The organism is Brevibacillus sp. (genome assembly GCF_003521185.1).
In the GTDB taxonomy this organism is placed as follows: Bacteria; Bacillota; Bacilli; order Brevibacillales; family Brevibacillaceae; genus Brevibacillus; species Brevibacillus parabrevis.
The window spans coordinates 65,028-83,211 of record NZ_DOTK01000013.1 but is presented as its reverse complement, the minus strand read 5'-3'; the positions used below and the strand labels follow the sequence as shown (position 1 = coordinate 83,211).

Annotated in this window: 15 protein-coding genes; 5 read left to right on the top strand and 10 right to left on the bottom strand. The window is 55.3% G+C overall.

Features of this window, described 5'->3' with window-relative positions; genetic code table 11:
* Window positions 1-92 precede the first annotated feature (92 nt).
* Window positions 93-2,057: an ATP-dependent DNA helicase gene (locus tag DEP07_RS03545; protein ID WP_173598737.1), complete on the bottom strand. Its 1,965-nt coding sequence runs from the start codon at window positions 2,055-2,057 to the stop codon at window positions 93-95.
* Between the two features lie 166 nt (window positions 2,058-2,223).
* Between DEP07_RS03545 and DEP07_RS03540 the strand changes: the two genes are divergently transcribed.
* On the top strand, window positions 2,224-2,583 hold the full coding sequence (locus DEP07_RS03540) for a Lin0512 family protein (RefSeq protein ID WP_122963395.1): 360 nt from the start codon (window positions 2,224-2,226) through the stop codon (window positions 2,581-2,583).
* Here the strand turns inward: DEP07_RS03540 and DEP07_RS03535 are convergent.
* Window positions 2,580-2,912 carry an MGMT family protein gene (locus DEP07_RS03535; RefSeq protein ID WP_122963396.1) on the bottom strand — a complete coding sequence of 111 codons (333 nt, stop codon included), beginning with the start codon at window positions 2,910-2,912 and terminating at the stop codon, window positions 2,580-2,582. The two genes, DEP07_RS03540 and DEP07_RS03535, sit on opposite strands and share 4 nt — an antisense overlap.
* Before the next feature lie 103 nt (window positions 2,913-3,015).
* Window positions 3,016-4,821 carry an oligoendopeptidase F gene (pepF, locus tag DEP07_RS03530; protein WP_173598736.1) on the bottom strand — a complete coding sequence of 602 codons (1,806 nt, stop codon included), beginning with the start codon at window positions 4,819-4,821 and terminating at the stop codon, window positions 3,016-3,018.
* Between the two features lie 238 nt (window positions 4,822-5,059).
* On the opposite strand from pepF, the gene DEP07_RS03525 reads away from it, so the two are divergent.
* Entirely contained in the window at window positions 5,060-6,286 is a 1,227-nt protein-coding gene (locus DEP07_RS03525; protein ID WP_122963398.1) for an aminopeptidase, read from the top strand.
* Between the two features lie 115 nt (window positions 6,287-6,401).
* Here DEP07_RS03525 and cdaS read toward each other — a convergent pair whose 3' ends face one another.
* From cdaS to DEP07_RS03490, 7 genes are all read right to left on the bottom strand, one after another.
* Window positions 6,402-7,061 carry a sporulation-specific diadenylate cyclase CdaS gene (cdaS, locus tag DEP07_RS03520; RefSeq protein ID WP_122963399.1) on the bottom strand — a complete coding sequence of 220 codons (660 nt, stop codon included), beginning with the start codon at window positions 7,059-7,061 and terminating at the stop codon, window positions 6,402-6,404.
* Between the two features lie 75 nt (window positions 7,062-7,136).
* Window positions 7,137-7,898 carry a LamB/YcsF family protein gene (locus DEP07_RS03515; protein WP_122963400.1) on the bottom strand — a complete coding sequence of 254 codons (762 nt, stop codon included), beginning with the start codon at window positions 7,896-7,898 and terminating at the stop codon, window positions 7,137-7,139.
* The gene (locus DEP07_RS03510) at window positions 7,895-8,923 is read right to left on the bottom strand and encodes a biotin-dependent carboxyltransferase family protein (RefSeq protein ID WP_287102114.1); all 1,029 of its coding nucleotides are present in this window, start codon (window positions 8,921-8,923) and stop codon (window positions 7,895-7,897) included. The genes DEP07_RS03515 and DEP07_RS03510 overlap by 4 nt, the downstream gene beginning before the upstream one ends.
* Complete coding sequence (pxpB, locus tag DEP07_RS03505) at window positions 8,920-9,633, bottom strand: 5-oxoprolinase subunit PxpB (RefSeq protein WP_242771597.1); 714 nt, start codon at window positions 9,631-9,633, stop codon at window positions 8,920-8,922. Before pxpB ends, DEP07_RS03510 begins: the two co-directional genes overlap by 4 nt.
* A 57-nt stretch (window positions 9,634-9,690) precedes the next feature.
* A complete protein-coding gene (gene pcp / locus DEP07_RS03500) occupies window positions 9,691-10,338 on the bottom strand; it encodes a pyroglutamyl-peptidase I (RefSeq protein WP_287102112.1) in 648 nt (215 codons plus the stop codon).
* A gap of 31 nt (window positions 10,339-10,369) precedes the next feature.
* Complete coding sequence (locus DEP07_RS03495) at window positions 10,370-11,143, bottom strand: IclR family transcriptional regulator (RefSeq protein ID WP_122963404.1); 774 nt, start codon at window positions 11,141-11,143, stop codon at window positions 10,370-10,372.
* A gap of 273 nt (window positions 11,144-11,416) precedes the next feature.
* The gene (locus tag DEP07_RS03490; protein ID WP_122963648.1) at window positions 11,417-12,301 is read right to left on the bottom strand and encodes a YitT family protein; all 885 of its coding nucleotides are present in this window, start codon (window positions 12,299-12,301) and stop codon (window positions 11,417-11,419) included.
* A 291-nt stretch (window positions 12,302-12,592) separates the two neighbouring features.
* On the opposite strand from DEP07_RS03490, the gene DEP07_RS03485 reads away from it, so the two are divergent.
* From DEP07_RS03485 to DEP07_RS03475, 3 genes are all read left to right on the top strand, one after another.
* The gene (locus DEP07_RS03485; RefSeq protein WP_173595894.1) at window positions 12,593-13,636 is read left to right on the top strand and encodes a DUF4855 domain-containing protein; all 1,044 of its coding nucleotides are present in this window, start codon (window positions 12,593-12,595) and stop codon (window positions 13,634-13,636) included.
* A 77-nt stretch (window positions 13,637-13,713) separates the two neighbouring features.
* Window positions 13,714-15,318 carry an SWIM zinc finger family protein gene (locus tag DEP07_RS27790; RefSeq protein WP_281868483.1) on the top strand — a complete coding sequence of 535 codons (1,605 nt, stop codon included), beginning with the start codon at window positions 13,714-13,716 and terminating at the stop codon, window positions 15,316-15,318.
* Window positions 15,315-18,182 (top strand): DEAD/DEAH box helicase, encoded by a 2,868-nt coding sequence (locus DEP07_RS03475; protein ID WP_287102111.1) that lies wholly within the window; start codon window positions 15,315-15,317, stop codon window positions 18,180-18,182. The genes DEP07_RS27790 and DEP07_RS03475 overlap by 4 nt, the downstream gene beginning before the upstream one ends.
* Window positions 18,183-18,184 lie beyond the last annotated feature (2 nt).

Genomic DNA, 18,184 nt, shown 5'->3' with positions numbered 1-18,184 from the left:
ACGCCGCCTTGGCTCCTGCCTCTTTTTTGCTTTCCTTTTTTCCACAACAGAAGAACGGCGTGCAAGCTCCCGTTCCCGTCTCCTGCACACGTCTACACCAATTCGCTTGCCCAGGCATCACGCCACTCGACCCCGGCGGGAAAGACGCTCTGCACATGTTTTCGCAGCTGCTCGTCGTTCCACAGCTCCGGGCTTAAAATCGAGACGATGCCGCTGTCCTCGCGCGTCCGAATCAGACGGCCAATCCCTTGGCGCAGACGCAGCAGCATGTATGGCAAATCGACCTCGGCGAACGGCGACGCCGCGCTTTTCCGCTTGGCGGCAAACACCGGATCGTTCGGAGGAAACGGCAGCGACCAGATGATCACGTTGGACAGCGACGGCCCCGGCACATCCAGCCCTTCCCACAACGTCACGGCGCACAGGATGCTCTCCTCGTCGTTCTGAAAACAGGAGATCAGGTGGCTGATTTCCGCATCGCCTTCGTACCAGAAACGCATGGAAACGCACTCCGGGTAAGCTCCCACAGCCGCTTTGAACTCCTGCATTTCCTCCATCGACGAAAACAGCAGCAGCGCACGACCGCCCGTTTTTTGCAGCAGCGACACAGCCAAATCCATTTTTTCCGCAAACGGCTGCGTACAGGACAACGGCGGCACGAAAGCTTCCATCTGCTCCGCATATTCGTAAGGCGAAGCGACGGAGAACGACAAATAGTCTTCGATGCCGAGACTGTCCGCGATGTAGTCAAACGAGCCTTCTACCGACAAGGTCGCGGAAGAGAAAATAATCGGCATGTTTTGCGCGAAAACGCGTTCCCGCAAAACTTCCTGCACCATTTTCGGCATGACGACCAACGTAGGGCCTGTCCATTCTTCGCTCATCCAGGAAATGACGTGATCAGGCTTCTGGAACAAGCCGAGAGCCAGCTGCATCATTTCCAGATGCTCTTCCACAATCCGCAATTGGAACTCGTCCAAAGAATACAGGCCGCTCTCCAGCGCCAGCTCCTCTTCAATCGAAGCAATCAGGCTCGTAAAACGGTGGATCGAGGCAATCAGCTGCGGATGGAAGGAGATCTCCTTGCGCGTCGAACCGGCAACCGGCTTGCTTTCGGCGTTCAGTCGCAAAAACAAATCTTCACTCTGGATAATCGCTTCTTCAATCGCTACCGCCAGCGACTCCCTGATTTCGCCTTGCAGCAGGCGCGTAATGATTTCTTCAAACACGGAATGATTCAGCTTGTAGGTCAACGCCTTTTGCGCCGCAGGCTCCAGCAGATGCCCTTCGTCGAAGATGACAGAGCTGTGATTAGGCAAAAGCGGCAGTTGTCCTCCCCGCTTCCGCGCCTCATACGTCCAGACATGCTCCATGTAAAAATCGTGCGAGCAAATGATCAGATCGGCAGACTGGCGGTAATGGTTGCGCGACAAAGTCTGTCCGCACCGATGCTGTCTGTCGCAGACAAAACAGTCCTGGAAAGCGTCCCAGTTCATTTGCGACCACTGCTGGTCGTTCAGCGCGGAGTAGGCGCTGCGGTCGCCGTATGGAGTAAACGATTGAAGCGCTTCATGCTTGTGGACAAACGATGGCAGCTCCTCGTAAATGTGCATAAACACTTCGTCGCTGTCCAGCTTGTAACGCGCCTCGTCCAGCTTGCGCAAGCAAATGTACTGGTCTGGCGACTTGCCGAGCCTCGCGTCAATGGTCAAGTCGAGATGCTTGGCCAGCTTGGCGATATCCCCCTCCGGCTTCACCAGCTGTTCGATCAACGACTCGTTGGCACAGGCGATGATCGCCGGCTTTCTCGTATAACGCGCATAGCAGATGGCGTACAGCAAATAAGCGAGCGTTTTTCCCGTGCCTACGCCTGCTTCGGCAAAAATCGTCTGTTTCTCCTGGAAGGCCCGCTCCAGCTGAAAAGCCATGTAAATCTGCTCGTCGCGCACTTCGAAGCCAGCCTCAGGCAAAATATCGTAAAACACGTCCGCTACCCAGTCACTTACTTGCGAGATAAACGGCTGGGCGGGATCGTAGGCAAAAGGATACCGTTCCACTTCAAACCTGCCTCCATTATGAACCAAGAATCGTCGAGCAATGATGCCAAAGTGTAATGATGACACGAGTCATGGATAAACACAATACGTCAGGCAGGAAAAAATCGCGATTCGTGGTAAGATGGGAGAGAAACGACGAAGGAAAATAGTAGGAGTGAATGCGACAATGGACAAAGTCATGTTTATCGAAATCGGCATGGGGATCGATCTCCATGGACAAAACGTTACCAAAGCAGCCGTTCGCGCTGTCCAAAACGCCATCCATCACAACTCGATGCCGGGTCTGCGCTCTGTGCTGCCCGGAAATGATATTCACAAAATGAAAGTCAACGTGCGTCTCGCTGTGCCTGCCGACCGCGACAAGCTCGATCTCGATACCGTGCGGGCGGAGCTGCCTTACGGAGAAGTGTCGTTTGAAGTCGTGGACGGCGGCATGCTGACGAGCAGTGGCGTCGTCATTGCGGAAAAGGAAGACAAAAACGATCTGGCGTACGTCGTGATCGCTTCGGTGGAAGTCGGCTACTAATCAGGAAATCGAGCCAGTCCAGGTTCAGGGTGGTGTTGAAACCGTTCCAGATCGATGTCGCCCGTCTTGGACACCGTTACGCCTTCGCCTTCCAGCAACATTTTTTGCAGCGTCATGGAATCGAAGTCTTGCAACCCGATTTTTCCTTTGGCATTGATGACCCGGTGCCACGGGAGCTTGTGCTTTTGCGACATGGAGTGGAGTATCCGCACGATTTGTCTGGCTCCCCGCGGACTCCCGGCCAATGCGGCGATCTGTCCGTACGTCATGACAGTGCCTGCTGGAATGCTGGCGATAATCTGAATGGCGCGCTTCGTAAATTCGGTCATTTCCCGTTCTCCTGTTCTCTTTCATCCAAAAGTCGAAAAAGGCTCGTGATGCTTTCGTCATCACAAGCCTTTTTTCCTGTTCAGCTAAGCTTTGGGCAACTGGTTATTTTTCAAACAGTCTTTCCAGCTCGTCTACGAGACTGCCGACATACGCCACGGCATCGCGGATCGGCTGCGGCTCTGACATATCTACGCCTGCTTTTTTCATCAGCTCCAGCGGCTTCAGCGTGCCCCCTGCTTTCAAAACAGAAAGCCAACGGTCGACAGCTGGTTGCCCTTCCGCTTTAATGCTTGCCGCCATCGCAGTGGAAGCGGTCAATCCCGCCGCATACGTGTACGGATACAGTCCCATGTAGTAGTGCGGCTGGCGCATCCAGGTCAGGCTGGCTGCCTCGTCAAGCTCCACGGTGTCTCCCCAGAACTCTGCCAGCACTTGCCCTTTCCACTCCGACAGCTTTTTCGCTGTCAACGGCACGTCGTTTTGCGCGGCTTCGTACACTTTGCGCTGCATGCGGCCTTCCAGCAGATGCGTCACGAAGTTGTGGTAGTACGTGTTCATCAGTTGCAAAATGACCCAGCGCTTGAGGCGCGGATCGTCAGACTGCTCCATGATGTGCTGGGCGAGCAGCAGCTCGTTGATCGTGGACGGTGCCTCGATAAAGTACAAGGACGGACGCGAGTTGGTATAGCTTTGCTCACGGGTAGCCAACGTGAAGTGACCGCAATGTCCCAGCTCATGAGCCAGTGTGAAGGCGCTGCGCATGTTGCCCGACCAGGTGATCAGAATATAGGAGTGATTGCTGTACGGCGTCGAGCAGAAAGCCCCTGTCGATTTGCCCACGTTGTCGACGTAATCGATCCAGCGCTCGGACAGCGCTTTGTCCATGATCTCTGCGTATTCCGGTCCCATCACCTGCAAAGCGGACTTGATCAGGCGCCCCGCTTCCTCAATCGTAATCGGCGGGCTAAATTCAGGATCGAGCGGCGCTTTCAAATCGCAAAACGTCAGCTTTTCCAGTCCCAGCTCTCGCGCTTTGAGCTTGGCGTAACGGCGCATGTGCGGAGCCAGCTCTGTTCCGATAATATCGAGAATGTTGTGGTACAGTTCGAGCGATACTTGTTGAGGATGCAGCAGCATGTCGGTGACGCTGTCGAAGCCGCGCAATCTGGACAGGACGGTCTGCTTCTTCACCTCTGTGGCATAGACGGCAGCAAACGAGTTTTGATAAGCCGCCAACGTTTTCGAAAAAGATTCGTAGGCAGCCCGGCGCAATGTCGTATCGGAAGACATTTCATAGTCCGCTTCAAACAAAGCAAACGAAACCGGACGTTCTGCCCCCGCCCCATCTTTGACAGGCGCGAAGGACATGTCGGACAGCTTCCCGCGTTGATAAATCGTGTAAGGCGCTGCAAACACTTCACCGAGTGCGGCAATGGCAGACTCCGTATCCGCGGACAGTCGATACGGCTTCGTTTCCAGCAAATCGGAAAGACTTCTGGCAAAAGGCGCAAGTCCCGGCTCTTCTTGCAGGTATTTCTCAATCGTGCCGTCTGGCAGCGCCAAAATTTCGGAAGGCACAAACGAAAGCGCTGCGTTCAGCGTCGACACGACATCGCCCACCCGCGCAGAATTTGCCTGATTGAGCGGATTGGTGCCATCTTCGGAGGAACGCAGGCGGGCGTATGTCGCCACCAGATTCGCCCGCACCTCCATTGCTTCTTTTGCTTCCAGACATGCGAGCAATGTCTCTGCTCCTGTATGTAGCTGTCCTTGGAATGCGGTGACAATCGGCAGCTGATTGACAATCTCGTCAAGCTCCTGCTCCCATGCTTCTTGGCTGGCAAATAAATCGTCCAGGTTCCACGTATGTTCTACGGCCACCTGGTCACGCATGAGTCTCGTTTTCACTCTGTCTGCCTCCTTGTCATTCCCTCAGTAAAATGTTTTTGATTATTCAAGTTTGATTCTATTTGAATTTTCCTCCAATTCGCGAAAATATACAAGTCCGCTTTGCACGCGAAATCCGCCGTAATCTGTCTTTTCCTGCGCTTTCCGAGGAAATTCTTTCGAAAATAACTAGCAAGCCATTCCAAATTCCCAGGTATAATAGAAAAGAATTTATCGCCAAGGAAAGGGAGGTTTTCTTATGTCTTTTGAAGTGATGTTTGATCGCTATGCCGATCTCGCTGTAAAAGTCGGCGTCAACGTACAGCCGATGCAGACACTTGTTGTTAGCGCACCGCTCTCCTCCGCTCCGTTTGTGCGCAAAGTAGCGCGCAAAGCGTACGAAGCGGGAGCAAAACACGTACATATCGAATGGACCGACGACGAATTGACCCGCATGAAATACGATCTGGCACCCGATGAAGCTTTTGCCGAGTATCCGCAGTGGAAAGCGCAAGGCATGGAGGAGCTGGCGCAAAACGGCGCTGCCTTCTTGTACGTTTCCTCCACCAACCCTGACTTGCTCAAAGGCGTGAAGCTTGAGCGAATCTCCAGCGCGAACAAGGCAGCCGGACAAGCCTTGCAGACGTTCCGCAGCTACACGATGTCAGACAAAGTAAGCTGGTGCGTGCTCGCCGTTCCATCCGAGGCATGGGCCGCTACCGTGTTTCCTGACTTGCCAGCGGACGAGCAGGTCCCCGCTCTGTGGGACGCGATCTTCAAAGCGACTCGCACAGACGCGGCTGATCCGGTTCAGGCTTGGCACGACCATCATGCCACGCTCAACAGCAAAGTCGCGTATTTGAACGCGAAGCAGTATCGTTACCTCCACTACGAAGCGCCAGGGACCCAATTGACGATCGAGCTTCCTGACCGCCACGTCTGGATCGGAGGGGGCAGCGTGAACGAAAAAGGCGTTTCCTTCATGGCGAACATGCCTACCGAAGAAGTGTTCACCGCTCCGAAAAGAGACGGCGTGAACGGAACCGTCCGCAGCACGAAGCCGCTCAGTTATCAAGGAAACATCATCGAGAATTTCAGCTTGACGTTTGAGCAGGGAAAAATCGTTTCGGTCACTGCCGAAAAAGGCGAAGAAGCGCTGAAGCAGCTCGTCGCAACGGACGAAGGCTCGCACTATCTCGGAGAAGTCGCGCTGGTTCCCCACCAGTCTCCGATCTCTTTGTCCAACATCATTTTTTACAACACGCTGTTTGACGAAAATGCCTCGAATCACCTGGCGATTGGCAGCGCTTACTCGGTCAATATCGAGGGCGGTGCAGACATGAGCCAGGAACAATTGGCGGCACACGGCATCAATACGAGCCTGGTGCACGTCGATTTCATGGTTGGCTCCGAGCAGATGAACATCGATGGCGAAACAGCTGACGGTGTCCGCGAGCCTGTATTCCGCAACGGAAACTGGGCATAAGCAAGCGGCAAGCAAAACGGCAAAGCGGTTCGCCGGATTCACGGAACCGTTCCAGCGCATGCGCAAGAGGACCGCGCGCCCTTTTCAGGTGCCCCGGTCCTCTTTTTCGTTCCTGCTACATATGGGTAATGATCGGGTAAAGCCTGCCTTGCAAGGCAAACGATGCTTTGCCTGTCTCCTCGGAGACGACGATGATCAGCGCGTCGCATTGCTCGCTGAGTCCCAATGCCGCGCGGTGCCTCGTTCCCAGCTTCTTTTCCCCGACGGTAATCTGCGACAGCGGCAGGACGTTGGCAGCCGAGACAATCTGATCTCCGCGAATGTACACCGCCCCATCGTGCAGCGGACTGCCCGGAAAAAAGATCGATTCGAGCAAGGAATGGCTCAACACGGCCCCAATCGGGATGCCCGCCTGCAAAAAGGGAGCTACGGAATCTTCCCGCTCCATGACGACCAGGGCACCTTGACGCTTTTGCGCCAAATGCGAAACAGCCAAAGACAAGTCGGTATATGTAGACGAATACGGAGCGAGATAGCATTGCAAATAAAAGGAAGCCGCTGTCGTCTCCAGTCGGCTGAATCTGCTGCGAATCTCGTCAAAAGTGCCCAGCAAGCAGCCTTCCGCTTGATCGAGAGCGAGCAAGCTTTGCTGCATAACCGCGAGGATGCTGGTCAATTCCTGCTTCAGCTCCGCTTTCAAGGAGGATGTATCGCAGTTCATCTGTACGATGGTCGTCCTCTCCCTCCACCAGCTTTTCCTCTGATTGTTCCCCATTCACTCCGGTTTCATCCTGCCAGTTGCCTGTGCGCCTTTTCCGGAGGCTGACCCGTTTTGATCTAGCTCATCTGCTTACGAGCGCACGGGACGGATGGAAATATGCGCGGCGGCAAGCGCCTGACGAATGCACTGGGCAAACTCCAGAGCGTGGGCACCGTCTCCATGAATGCAAATCGTATCAGCCCGTATCGACACATCTGCGCCTTGCACAGATTGCACGACTCCTTCTGTCACCATCCGCACGACCTGCCGCACGGCTGCCTGATCGTCCGTGATCAGGGCGTTTGGCTCTGTGCGGGGCGTCAATGTCCCGTCTGCCTGATACGTCCGGTCGGCAAACACCTCATGGGCGGCGCGTAGCCCGATTTTTTCCGCTGCCCGTGTCAATTCGCTCCCGGCCAGCCCAAACAGCACCAGCTCCGGGTTAACCTTGAACACTGCTTCCGCTATCGCTTCCGCCAGGGCCGGGCGCGTTGCTGCCATGTTGTACAAGGCTCCGTGCGGCTTGACGTGCTGCATCGTGCCGCCTTCTGCCTGGACAAAAGCTTGCAGCGCACCGATCTGGTAGACCGTCAGCTCGTAGGCGTCCTGCGCGGAGATATCCAGATTGCGACGACCGAACCCAACCAGATCGGCCAGGCCAGGATGGGCGCCGATTGCCACTTCGTTTTCCAGAGCCAGCTTCACTGTTTTTCGCATCGTCGCCGGATCGCCCGCATGCAGGCCGCAAGCGATATTCGCTGAACTGATATACGGCAAAATCGCCTGATCATTGCCCAGGCGATACACGCCGAAGCTTTCCCCCATGTCGCAGTTCAAATCGACAGTCTTCATCGTTTGCTCCTCCCTCCCAAGTAAAGCTCAATTCCCGTTTCGAGTTCTGCGAGCGCCTTTTCCTGCTCGTACCATGCCTGCTGGGCAGCGCGCAAGGTCACTTGTTGAAACTGTACCCGATCATGTGGACGCAGCTGGGCCAGGATGGGCAAATCGACAGTCGCCACATGGCCGATTTTCGGATAGCCGCCTACCGTTTGCCGATCTGCCAGCAATACGATCGGCATTCCACTCGGCGGAACTTGGATCGTTCCGGCAGACACAGCGGAAGAGATCAGCTCGACAGGTTCGTTCAGCGCAAGCTCTGGCCCGTGCAGCCGATATCCCATCCGGTCTGACTGCACGCTGATTTGATATGGTGTTGTCCAAAAATCGCGGCGGCTTTGCGCGGTGAACAGCTCGCTCTCGGCCCCGGGCATGACCCGTACGACCGCGTCTTTTTGCTGTGGATAAGGGAAAAATGATTGTGGGACAAACCAGTCGGCCTCGCAAAAAGAATCGGCTCTGTTCACGCTCCTGTCTTGCAGTTGCCGGGCAAGCCGTACACTCTTTTTTCCCGGCTTTCCCAGGGACAGCCTGTCTGTTTCCGCAAGCGCTCTGCCCCATGCCCCGCCAAATTTGGCCCGCACGTTCGTGCTTCGGCTGTTCATCACGAGCGGCACGTCAAAGCCGCCTGCGATGGCGAGATAGGCGCGGCACCCTTCTCTCGCATGCCCGAAGCGGAGGACACTGCCGCTTTGGACCAAGACTGGGCGATTGCGGCGAAGACGGCGCTCATCTAAAACAGGCTGCATGTCCGCCCCGCATACCGCCACGAGCACATCCTGGTGAAAGCGCAGCGCTGGCCCTTTCATGGTCAGCTCCAAAACAGCTGCGTCAGGCTCGTTGCCGACGAGCAGGTTCGCCACTCGCAGCGCCAGCGCGTCCATCGCTCCGCTGACATGGACGCCATGCCGCTGATACCCGTATCTGCCCAAATCTTGTACGGTCGTGAACAAGCCTGGCGAGATAACTTCGACACTCATCGCCCCACCTGCTTTCTCTGTTCATACTCGGCCGCAGAAATCGGAACGAAGCGCACCCGATCACCTGCGCGCAGCAAGCTGGGCGGATGCTCTTCCGGGCGAAACAGACGCTCTGGCGTGCGACCGATAATTTGCCAACCGCCGGGACTTTCCAGCGGGTATACGCCTGTCTGTGCCCCACCGATCCCGACGCTGCCCGGCGCAATCGCCGTACGTGGCGTCGACCTGCGCGGAGTGGCGATCCGCTTGTCCAGCCCGCCCAAATACGGGAAACCGGGGGCGAAGCCGATCATGTGCACGATGTACGCTTGACCGCTGTGAATCTGGATGACTTCTTCCTGCGTCAAACCGTGGTATTCGGACACTTCTTGCAAATCCGGGCCGTACTGTCCGCCGTAGCAAACCGGAATGTCCACCACCCGTTGCTCCGATGCGGCGGAAAAAGACAATTGGCGCAACTGATTTTCGAGCGCTGCCTGGAAACGATCGTACGCCAACTCTTGCCCAAGCGGATCGCGCCATGCGAGCGGGTCGTAATAAATCGTCACAGTCGTGTAGCCAGGCACGTATTCGGTCATTCCCGGCAGCGGCTGCTGCTCCAAATACGCGGAGATCGCCATGATCTTTTGCCGCGTCTGTTCGTCGATCACATCCCCCAGCTTGAGAACAATTCCTGCATCTCCGAGCGGAAAAAACTCCAGTCGCTCCACTCTGCACTCCTCCTGCCCATCTGTGTCGCTACGCTGCTGTGCCACGCGATCTTGGTGTCAGCTGATTTGTCCGCCGCCCTCCACGATGTCGCGTTCGTGGTTCACAGCCGTTTCGATGGCAATCTGCAAACCGTTGACAATCGTCTCTACCGACATGCTCGGCTGCCCCGGATGCTTGGCCGCTTGTTCAGGCAAATACGGAATATGGACAAAGCCTCCGCGAACAGCCGGATATTCTTTGTCCAAGCCGTGCATCAGCCCGTAAAACAGATGATTGCAGACAAACGTGCCCGCTGTTTGCGACACGGAGGCAGGTATCCCTTTTGCCCGCATTTCTTTGACGATAGCTTTGATCGGCAAACTCGACCAATAGGCGACAGGGCCGTCTTCCACGATTGGCGTGTCGATCGGCTGCTTGCCCTCGTTGTCCGGGATTCGCGCATCGTCTACGTTGATCGCTACCCGCTCGATGCTAATATCCGCACGTCCGCCAGCCTGTCCGATGCAAAAAACGAGATCGGGCGAAATCTCGCGGATCGCTTGCAAAAGCAGTTCGACCGATTTGCCGAACACCGTCGGGAGCTGCCTTGTCACGATGCGGTACTCCCCAGCTTCCACCTCAGCCAGCCGTTTTACCGACTCCCAGGCTGGATTGATCGCCTCCCCGCCAAACGGGTCAAATCCTGTGACCAAAATCGTTTTCATTTCGCTTCTCTCCCTTTTTTCTAAAAGTAGATTACTCATTCCGGTTTGCCCGCCGATAGCCAAGCGCCGTCGAGATCCGCTCCGCCGCATTCGTCAGGTGAGCAACCAGTTCAGGTAGCCGCGCCTGCGAGAACCGCTCCTGTGGCCCGGCAATACTGATGCCCGCACAAATCCGGCCGAGATGGTCAAAAATCGGTGCAGCAATCGCTACCGTATCGTTTTCCAGCTCGGAATGGCTGATCGTAAACCCTTTGGCCCGAGACTCAGCCAGCAGACGGCGCAGCTCGTCCTTGTCCGTAATCGTCCCGCGACCGATTGGCTGCAAATCCACCTCTTGCAAATAGCGTTCGCGCTCCTGCTCCGCCAAAAAAGCAAGGATGATTCGCGAACACGCCCCCGCGTACAAAGGCGCCCGTCTCCCGATCTTCGTATACAGCCGCACCGGATGCGGAGTATCGAGCTTTTCCACATAGATCGCCTCGTCGCCGTCCCGAATGATCAGGTGGACCGCTTCCTCTACCTCGTCGCGCAGGACACTCATCACGGGCAAAGCGAGTTGCCGGATATCCAGCCGCTCCGCCACCAGTTGTCCGAACTGCAAAAACAGCAGCCCCAACGCATACTTGCCATCTTCTCCCCGCTGCAAAAAGCCCATCGCTTCCAGTGACCCTGCCATGCGGTGAACAGACGTTTTTGGCATTTGCGCGTACGCGATCATTTCATTCAGGCTAAGTCGCTCGTGCTCGATGAACAATTGGAGCAGCTCCATCGACTTCACAACCGTCTTGTTTTGGTGTTGGTTCATAAAAAGCTCCCGTTTGTCGCGAATTTTGTTCCGAATTTCGGAACATCAGTTTCATTTTTGTTATCTCCATCATAATTTTCTGTCTGCCAAAAATCAATTGCTGCTTTTCGAGTTTTCAGAAAAATAAGCACTTCCTTTTGCCACATTAGAAAACGTGGCTGCGTCAAGCCTTTGGCGCAGCCTTAGTTGCACTTATACTGGATAAGAATCTTGTAAATTCTTATCTGCACGCAAAAAAAGCAAGCTGTTCGCTTGCCGTAACACTTCCCGCTGTTAGTGAATATTCTTTTTCTTGAACCGTCCGCCTGATACATCGTGAATATGTCCAATTGCGAGAAAGGCAGAAGTGTCGATCTCCTCGACGATCGACTTCAGCTTCGCTTCCTCCAGTCGCGTGATCACACAGAAAATGACTTTTTTATCGTCGCCGGAATAGCCGCCCTCGCCGCGCAAATACGTAATGCCTCTTCCCAGCCTGGCTGACAAGGCATCGCCGATCTCGTCAGGAAAGTCGCTGATGATCCAGACCGACCTCGATTGCTCCAGTCCGACCATCGTCAAGTCAATCATTTTATAAGCGATGTAGTAGGCAATCAGCGAGTACATCGCCCGATCCCAGCCAAAAATGAAGCCTGCGCTGCCGAGAATAAAAATATTGAAAAACATCACGACCTCGCCGACCGAAAAAGGACTTTTCCGCGTCAGCAAAATGGCGACGATTTCAGTGCCATCCAGCGAACCGCCTGCACGAATCACCAGTCCGACGCCAATCCCGATTATGATTCCGCCGAACACCGCAGACAACAGCAAGTCGTCGGTCAGGCTTGGGACATGGTGCAAAAAATTCGTGCCCAACGACATGACCGCGACGCCAAACAGCGTGGAGATCGCGAACGTTTTTCCGATCTGCTTGTAGCCGATCAACAAAAACGGCAAGTTGAGCAGAAAGAGGAAAACCCCGAGCTTGATCCCGGTCAGGTGCGACATCATGATCGACAGACCCGTCACGCCGCCGTCGATAATATTGTTCGGCACGAGAAAAATTTCCAGTCCGACTGCAACCATCAGCGCTCCGATCACAATGGCGAGCGCCCGGGTGACAATCCTTCGTTTTTTCGCCCGCCTGTGGGTAATCGGACTCGTTTTTGCCGCTTCCATGAAAATCATCCTTACCCGTTTTTTTCTTTCTGCATCAGCTTTCCCCGGTTGGCAAAAAAATAGCCAGCCGTTTTTCCTGGCTGGCTGGCGAATCCGCCCTTGTTTTCCTGCTAAAATACGGGCTATCCCCAAAACACGATCAAAATAATGCCGACGGTAATCACAGACGACATCGTCAGTCGCCACACCCATCCCGCCAAAAAATGAAGCTTCTTTTCGCAAATGGAGGTACATACGTGTTAGCGAAGGTTTCTTTTCGCCATGAATCCGAGGAAAAAGAGGTGTTGCATCATGGCCCCCTACCCTTCGCTGCGAAACAGCCCGATCGATCAACTTTTCCTCACGTATACTGGCTACAGCATCGGCACGGACGGAACGCCGCACTATCAGTTTTGGGAGTGTACCGACTTTCTTCCTCTGCTGTTTCACACGGACCCGGCAACCGGGCTGACAGATGGTGTCATGTTCACCGATTTTCTCTTTTTGGCTCTCGGCATTTTGAACCAGTCGGGAGAAGGACGCTTTTTGGCGCGACATGACAAGGCACCCGCCAACTGGAACGAATGGCTGCGCTATATGGATGAGCTGTTTTTGTGCGACCGGAACCTGGATGCCTTGTGCCAGGCGGTGCGCTGTTCGCCGTTGTCGCGCACGAATGTGTGGATTGCGCTGCCTTACCCGAATCCGCAAGTTTTCGGTGACGACGAGTGCCGCATCCAGGCTGTCGTCGACTGGATGTGCCTGTTTCTTGAGCGCTGGGCGACAAAGCCGTGGCAAGATTGCCTATGCCTGAGAGGTTTTTACTGGCTTCAGGAAAGCTTGTACTTCCAAGGACCAGAGTACGACGATCGGCGGGTGATTCAGGCTGTCAACGCGGCGATCCACAGTTGCAAAATGGCTGGGCAACCGCTCCGCAGCATCTGGATTCCGTACCAGCAGGCGGCTGGCTGGAACGAATGGTCACAGCTCGGCTTCGACCTCGCTTTTTTGCAGCCCAATGCTTACTTCAATCCGAAAAAAAGTCTGGATGCGGCGGCGGTTGCCAGCTACGACCAGCAAATGGGCGTCGAAATCGAATTTGACCTCGGCGTGACTTATGATCAGGACAAACGGGCGCGACTGCTGGAATATTTGCGGGCCGGAGCTGCTGGCGGAACAGATCGGCAAGGCCAAAGCTACGGGCCGTTCCAATACGATTCGCCGCTCGCCTGGTACACGGGCGGCTGGTTTTTTGGCAAAAACGGGCGCAAACAGGCAATGGTCAGCCTGTACCAATCGGGCGATCCGCTTTATGAGCAGCTGTTCTACTTTTTAAATGGAATGACGCCACCGTAAATACGCTTGTTTTTTCCATTCACCCGACTTTTGCGTTATAATGGAGGGATGACACTTCGTTCGGAGGATCAAAGCAGATGTTGCAAAGAGAGTTGACACGGGAACAGGCGATAGCTGTTGCAGAGCAAGTCCTGCAACATGTGGAAGGCACGATTATCGAGCGTGGGTATTCGTACTTTTCCGATGGGGTTGTTTTCAATACGCGCGTCGAGAATAACCGCACACTATGCAGCGATGTGCAAGGATCACAAGTGTACCATGTGCGCCTCGATTTGGAGGAAGTGCAAGGCAGCTCCTGTACCTGCCCCTACACCCGTCTTTGCAAGCACATCGCGGCGACTTTTTTTCAAATGTATAGCGTCTTTGAAAACCCGCGCCATTTTTTGGGCAAAGCCCAGCAGCCACGCCGGGCGACATTTTCACCTGCCATGCTCATCCCGAACTATCGGCCAGCGGTCAGCCCGCCGCAAGGAAACGAGAGCGCTCCTGTGCAATCAGGGCTTACCGCAGTCAGTTCCGTTCACGACTGGTGGGCCTTTTTCGAGAGCTGGACGCGCAATTTGTTATCGGCGATGGAATCGTTCCGCGCTTCCTCCGAGATTTTTTCCAGCTATCAAAACGTGTTGTCCGTGACCGCTGGCTGGCCGACCGAACGCGCCCAACTGTTCCACATCCACGCCAATTTGTTTCACCTGCAAAAATTGCAGCAATACGTCCAAACGTATCGGCAGTCCCACTGGTACCCGGATCTCGCCCAAACCGCGGAACGATTGCTGGAGCAATTGGAGGGCGCGATCTATTTCTCCGATCGGCAGGCTTTGTGGAGCAAACATCGGCTTGCGCTGGAAGAGACGCTCACGATCATCCGCCGTTGGAAGGAAAACGACCTCTCCTCGCTTTATTGGGTGTACGCCTATCGCCTGGTCTGGTGGTCGCTGCTTGACGCCCCCGAGTGGATCGAGCAGGAGAAAGCGGAGCTTGACGAGACGATCGCTTCGCCTAATACGTCAGAGGCGGTGCTGGAAAAAGCCCGCTTGCTTCGCGCCCACTTTTCCGTGATGGATCGGCAGGACGATCTCGCCTTGGCTGTCTGGATGCCCATGCGTCGCCTGCCCCTGGCTTTTTATTTGCCGTACATGAAAGCTTTTGCCCGCGAAGCGCAGTGGCAACGTTTCCTGGACTGGACAACAGCCCTTACCGGACGGATCGGCCAAGCAGAAGCGCAGCAGTACCGCTTTGTGCTCACGGTCTGGCGGGAAGCGATGAAACAGGTCGGTCGAGAAGCCGAGTGCGGAGCGATGCTGAAAACGTTTTTGCCCAGCAGCTATCCCGAATACGCGCTCTATTTGTATGAGGAAAAGCAGTTCAAGTCATGGATCGACTTGCAGATGTCTTTTCGGGTCCCATTTGCCGATCTCTCGGCTGTCCAGTTGAAAGAGATCGAGGAAGCCGATCCTGCCCTGTTGTATCCGTACTATGTGCGTGAAGTGAATCGGCTGATTCGCGAGCGCAATCGCACGGCTTACAAAGAAGCGATCAAACTGTTGAAAAGAGGGCGCGCCACCTACGCCAAGGCAGATCAGGAGGCCGACTGGGAACGCTTCGTGGACAGACTGTCTGCCAAGCACAACCGCCTGCGGGCTTTCCAGGAGGAGCTAAGGAGAGGAAATCTGAATCTATGAACACGGTTACAACCATGGTGCTAACAGCGGAGCTTTTGGCAGACGGCCGTTTTCTCATCGCCGGATGCGATCAAGAAGGTCAGGCAATCGATCCGGAGGAGGTTGCGGCAGCGCTTTTTGCCTGGGATGAATCATCCTACTACGGCACATTTGTGGAAAAAAACGAGCAAGGCTTGCTGCTCAGTCCGCTGGAGGCCCTGTCCTTTTTTTCCGATCCGCCATGGCTCTTGCACGGGAGTTACTCTGTGGACGAGCGTTTTTCGGAGTACCGCGATGCGGCTGTCACACTGACGCATACGCTTGCCGCCGGTGCCATCCTCCCCGATTTTGCCGAATGGAAACGGGGGCGGTTTGGCTGGAAAGCGGAGCCTGCTCCTTCGACGCTCCCCTCCTACGGCGACAGGTGGCTCTCGCACGTCCTCGAAGAATTGGTCGATGCGCCTGGAGAAGTCGGGCGTGCCTGGGATCAGCTTGTCGCCCATTTTCCCGCTCTGTTGGTTGCGGGCGACGAGCTTTCCGTCCATTTGCAAGAAGGAGAATGGCTGCAATCGATCGGCTGGCTCCCGGATGTGACGCCGTTTCGCACTTGTTTGCAAATTATCGAGCCTGCCCATTCGGAAAGCGACTGGCTGCTGCAAATTTACTTGCAGGACCGGGAAGAACCGGATCGGCTGTTCGTGATCGAGCCTCATTTGTTGGGGGCGGCTACTGCGCAAATGGCGAAAATCCCGCTGGAATGGAAAGAGCATTGGCGGCGCCTGCAGAGCGATCTGGAAAAATGCCGCGAGATTTTTCCTTGGCAACGATCCGGTGCAGGTGAACGGACTGAACTGCGCACCCAGCTCACGAATGAGGAGGCGTGGATTTTTCTTACCTCTTGCAGCCTGCAACTCGTGCAAGCGGGCATTCACGTCTTTTTGCCCGCCTGGTGGGAGCAAGTACGCCGGGTCAAACCAAAGCTCAAGGCAAAAGTTTCCTCGTCTGTCGGTGCGAGCAGACAGTCTTTTCTCGGCATCTCCCAAGTCATGGACTTCGAATGGAAGCTCGCCCTCGGGCCTGTCGAGCTGAGCGAAGAAGAGTTTGCCCAGCTGATTCGCCAAAAGCAACGGCTGCTGAAAATAAGAGGGCATTGGGTTCAGCTCACGCCCGATCTGTTTGCTGAGCTTCAGCAAGCGTTGCAAAAAACGAACGCCAAAAACGGCCTGACCTTGCGCGACGTGATGAGCATGCATCTCACCACCAATACCGAGGTCGAGGAATCGCCTGACGACCACGATCCGGATGAACCGTACCCGCTCACCGTGGAAATCCAGCTCAATGCCCATCTGCTGGAGCTGATGCACCGTTTGCAGGAGACGAAGCGCATCCCGATTTTGCCCCAGCCGGACGCTTTTCACGGGACGCTGCGCAACTATCAGTTGGAAGGAAGCTCGTGGCTGTTGTTTTTGCGGCAATTCGGCTTGGGAGCGTGTCTCGCTGACGACATGGGGCTGGGAAAAACGGTGCAGTTCATCACGTACTTGCTGCACGTAAAGGCTTCCGGCGCGAGCCAGTCGCCTTCGCTGCTCATCTGTCCGACGTCGGTCATCGGCAATTGGCAGAAGGAATTGCAGCGGTTTGCCCCTTCGTTGAAAGTGTTCATTCACTATGGGAACAATCGTCCCAAAAAAGCAGAGTTCGAGCCTGCCATCGCGGGGGCCGATCTGGTCATCACGTCCTATGCCCTCTCCCATCTCGACGAACAGGAGCTGTCCACGATCACCTGGAGTACGATTTGTCTGGACGAGGCGCAAAACATCAAAAACGCCTACACGAAGCAGGCATCCGCCGTCAGGGACTTGAAGGCGTGGCACCGCATCGCGCTGACGGGAACGCCGATCGAAAATCGATTGAGCGAGCTTTGGTCGATCTTTGATTTCCTCAATCCCGGCTATTTGGGCAGTCTGGGCGAATTTACGCACCGCTTTGTGCAGCCGATTGAGCGCGACCGCGATCAGCAGCTGATTCAGACCGTGCAGCGGCTCATTCAGCCGTTTTTGCTGCGCCGGGCCAAGACCGATCCAGCCATCCAGCTTGATCTGCCGGAGAAAAACGAGAGCAAGGAATACGTTCCGTTGACCGCCGAGCAAGGTGCGCTCTATGAAACAGCGATTCAGGAAATGTTTTCGCGGATGGAAAACGTCTCCGCCATGGAACGGCGCGGTCTGATTCTCACGACATTGACCCGGTTGAAGCAGCTGTGCGACCATCCCGCGCTGATCTTGAACGAGATCACGACTGCAGATGAAGCAAGCCGCTCCCACAAGCTCGAAAGACTTCTGGAGTTGATCGAGGAAATTCGGCAAAAAAACGAGCGCTGCCTGATCTTCACACAGTATATCGAAATGGGCAATTTGCTCCAGCGCGTGTTGACGCGCGAAGGCTACGGTCCGGTGTTCTTTTTGAACGGGGCGACCAAAAAAGAAAAGCGCGACGAGATGATCGCCCGCTTCCAGGATACGTCCCTGCCCGATGAGGAACGCGGCGCTATCTTTATTCTTTCGCTGCGCGCGGGCGGCACAGGGTTGAACCTGACCGAAGCCAACCACGTCATTCACGTCGACCGCTGGTGGAATCCGGCTGTGGAAAACCAGGCTACCGACCGGGCGCACCGGATCGGGCAACGCCGCAATGTCCAAGTGTACAAGTTCATTTCACTCGGCACCATCGAAGAGCGGATTGATGAAATGATGGAGCGGAAGCTGTCGCTCAGCCAGCAAATCGTCAGCAGCAGCCAGGAAGCGTGGATCACAGAGCTGTCTACGGCTGAGCTGCGCGAGCTGTTCGCCCTGCGCCACGATTGGAACGATACGAAAGGACTGTGACC